Below are 3,446 nucleotides of genomic sequence, written 5' to 3'. Positions count from 1 at the left end.
AACTTCTAGCGGTGACCGCTAAGAGCGCGTGTGAGATCGTCATTCCGGCTCACTGATCGAAAGCCCGATCCCACACACGCTCTAAGCTCCCAGGGCACTTGCTTCAACACCACCGGTCAGCGAGAGACCGCCGTCGACGACAAGCGTCTGACCTGTGATCCACGCAGCCTCGTCCGACAGCAGGAAGGTGACCGCGCCGGCAACGTCGCGGGGCAGCCCGAGCCGCTTCAGCGGGTAGGCCGAAGCCACCTTGTCCTCCCGACCGGCAAAAAGCGCGGTCGCGAACCTGGTCTTCACCACGGCGGGCGCGACCGCGTTCACCCGGATCGCCGGGCTGAGCTCCATCGCGAGCTCGCTGGTCAGACGGATCAACGCGGCCTTGCTGACCCCGTACAAGCCGATACCCGGCGATGGCCGAAGGCCCGCGACGGAGGCCATGTTGACGATCGCGCCACCGTGCTCGCCCATCCAGGCGTCCCGTACGAGCCTGATCCAGGCGAGCGGCGCAAGCACGTTGACACCAAAGATCTTCATTGCCGCGGCCGGTTCGACGTCGAGCATCGGGGCGTGGACAGGGTTGATCCCGGTGTTGTTCACGAGTATGTCGATTCTTCCGAACGTCTCAAGGGTCCGGCGGACGGCATCCTGCTGATGGAGCGGGTCATCGGCTCGTCCCGCTACCGCGAGGGCCACCTCGCCGCCCCCCAGCTCCTCGACCGCCGCTTCCAGCGGTTCCGCCTGGCGAGCGGTGAGGCTCACCTTCGCGCCCGCCCGGACAAGCTCTCTGGCAACCTCAAAGCCGATGCCCCGGCTTGCGCCCGTCACGATAGCGACCTGATCGGTTAGCGAGACCACTGCTGTCCGTCCTCCTCTGGCTGGCACGTCCATCTGCGCATCAAACGGTTCGTGCCACTTTGACAGGAGAACAGTGATCGCGCCGCCTCCGGCGGAGTCAGCCCGCCACACCTCCGGCAGGAGCGGGCCAGGCCGCTGCCAGGGCGCTCGGCCGGGGCCGCTCAGCCAGAGCGCTGGGCCGCGCGGTGGGGCATCAGAGCGTTCGCGGGAATGACGCCCAAGCGTCCGGCCTGGTAGTCCTCCACCGCCTGGCGCAGCTCCTCACGGGTGTTCATCACGAACGGCCCGTACATCTCGACGTGCTCGCGGATGGGCTGCCCGCCCAGCAGCAGTACCTCCAGCATCGGGGCCGGCCCAGGCTGTGGGTCGTCAGCGACGAGCGTGAGGTGGTCACCTGGCCCGAACACGGCAAGCTGCCCGCGGCCGACCGGACGGCCCTCGCCACCGACCCGTCCCGAACCCGCGAGGATGTAGGCAAGCGCGTTGAAGCCGGGGTTCCAGGGGACCGTCAGCCGAGCGCCGGGGGACACCGACGCATGTGCCACCGCGATCGGAGTATGGGTGGAGCCGGGGCCCTGATGGCCACCGACATCCCCGGCGATGAGTCTCAGCAGCGCCCCCGCGTCCGGCGACGAGACCAGGCTGACCCGGTCGCCTTCGATGCTCTGGTACCGCGGCGGGCTGAACTTGTCGCGCCCAGGCAGGTTCACCCACAGCTGGATGCCGTGGAAGAGCCCGCCGCTGACGACAAGCTCTTCGGGCGGTGTCTCGATGTGCAGGATCCCCGCGCCCGCTGTCATCCACTGGGTCGCGCCGTCGGTGATGACGCCGCCTCCGCCGTTGGAGTCCTGATGCTGGAACGTCCCATCGATCATGTATGTGACGGTCTCGAAGCCCCGGTGAGGATGCCAGGGGGTGCCCTTTGGCTCGCCCGGCGCGTACTCGACCTCGCCCATCTGATCCATGTGAACAAAAGGATCAAGATCGGCAAGGCTGACACCGGCGAAGGCCCGGCGCACGGGGAAGCCTTCGCCCTCACGGCCCGACGGCGCCGTCGTCACCGAACGGACCGGGCGATCAACGACACCGGCGAGCGGCGTCCCAAGACGCGGCAGGCTGGTTGTATCGGCGGTCACGGCAGGCATCGCGATCCTCCTGACAGTGAGCTAAATGTTGCCAATGCAACTATACGTTGAGGATAACCCCAGCTCACCCTGGTCGCTTCCCGATCAGCCCACGTGACAACCTGGCCTGGACAACCTGGCCTCATGGATGGGCAGTTCAGAACGCCGCGGCGATCGTCTGCTCCACCTGCCGCTTGCGCGCCGCGAGCTCCGCCTCCTCGGCCCGCGCCCGGTCGAGGCTGTCGGCAACGGCCTCGTCTCCGTTCATCAGCTCCGCCAGGTCGAGGCTGGCTAGATCGAGGACACCCATCCGCGCATAGGCGTCGCGGACCTTTTCGCCCCACAGGCCTATATCCCTGACACAGGGCACAATCCGGCTGAACAGGAGCTTACGGAACACCCGCATGTAACTGGACGTCTCGACCGCGGCAAGGCAGGCGGCCACGTCGAATCCGAGGTTGTCCCACACCTCGGCGCCCCGCAGCCGGTCCCGCATCAGCCAGCAGCTTTCAACGACGAATTCCTCCCGCTCGGCACGCTCACGACTACTCAGCTGCGCATAGTAGTCACGCAGTACCAACCGGCCAAACGCCACGTGCCGAGCCTCGTCCTGCATCACGTAGGCGAGAATCTGCTTCGGCAGCGCGGCGGACGTGGCGTCGCGCAGCACGCCAAACGCGGCGAGGGCGAGACCCTCAATGAGCACCTGCATACCCAGGTACGGAATGTCCCACCGGCTGTCGCCAAGGGTCGAGTCGAGCAGCGACCGCAGTTCGGGATTGATCGGGTAAACGATACCGATCTTCTCCGTCAGGAAACGGGCATATGTCTCGGCGTGCCGCGCCTCGTCGATCGCCTGGGTCGCGGCGTAGAACTTCGCGTCCATGTCCGGCACCGACTCGACGATCCGAGCACTGCAGATCATCGCGCCCTGCTCGCCATGCAGGAACTGGCTGAACTGCCACGAGGTCAGATGCCGGCTGAGCTCACCGCGCTCCCGCTCGCTGAGTTTCTCCCAGACCGGCAGCCCGTGGATGGGGATGGTGTCGTCGGGAAGCTCCAGCGCCCGGTGGGGGTCCACCTCCACGGACCAGTCAATCCTGGTCGCGGCGTCCCACTGCCTGTCCTTGCCCTTCTGGTAGAGATCCAGCAGCCGGGCACGGCCTTCGTCGTATTCCCAGGAGAAGCGCGCGGCACCGGCCATCGGCACGTCCCAGGTGGAACCACCAGCCGGCATGACGTAGTGGCCGTATGTGCTCATGACCTGACCTCCGCGATAGCCACCGGACGTCCGGCATGTGCAGACTGTTCAGAGCGACGGCAGGTGTCAAGCGATCACTCGTGGTACATGGCTTGTCATGACCGGCAGGATCTTCAGCCGCGGCCCGCCCCGCCGCGGCGACCGCAGCATGATCCAAGCCGGCCAAGCCGGCCAGGCCGGCCGCGTGGACCGCGGTGACACGGACC

Annotated in this window: 3 protein-coding genes; all 3 read right to left on the bottom strand. The window is 66.9% G+C overall.

What is annotated here, in order from left to right; translation table 11 throughout:
• Nucleotides 1-81: 81 nt before the first annotated feature.
• The 3 genes from MJ783_RS22285 to MJ783_RS22275 all read right to left on the bottom strand — a co-directional run bounded on the left by MJ783_RS22285 (nucleotide 82) and on the right by MJ783_RS22275 (nucleotide 3,240).
• Nucleotides 82-855: an SDR family oxidoreductase gene (locus MJ783_RS22285; RefSeq protein ID WP_239313617.1), complete on the bottom strand. Its 774-nt coding sequence runs from the start codon at nucleotides 853-855 to the stop codon at nucleotides 82-84.
• 161 nt (nucleotides 856-1,016) lie between these two features.
• Nucleotides 1,017-2,000, bottom strand: coding sequence for a pirin family protein (locus tag MJ783_RS22280; RefSeq protein WP_239313614.1), 984 nt, complete (start codon nucleotides 1,998-2,000; stop codon nucleotides 1,017-1,019).
• A 136-nt stretch (nucleotides 2,001-2,136) separates the two neighbouring features.
• Nucleotides 2,137-3,240 carry a diiron oxygenase gene (locus tag MJ783_RS22275; RefSeq protein ID WP_239313611.1) on the bottom strand — a complete coding sequence of 368 codons (1,104 nt, stop codon included), beginning with the start codon at nucleotides 3,238-3,240 and terminating at the stop codon, nucleotides 2,137-2,139.
• Nucleotides 3,241-3,446 lie beyond the last annotated feature (206 nt).

This window comes from Protofrankia sp. Cj3 (genome assembly GCF_917627355.1).
Lineage (GTDB): Bacteria > Actinomycetota > Actinomycetes > Frankiales > Frankiaceae > Protofrankia.
Note: the sequence above shows the minus strand (reverse complement) of the source record. Positions and strands in the feature narration are given on the sequence as shown.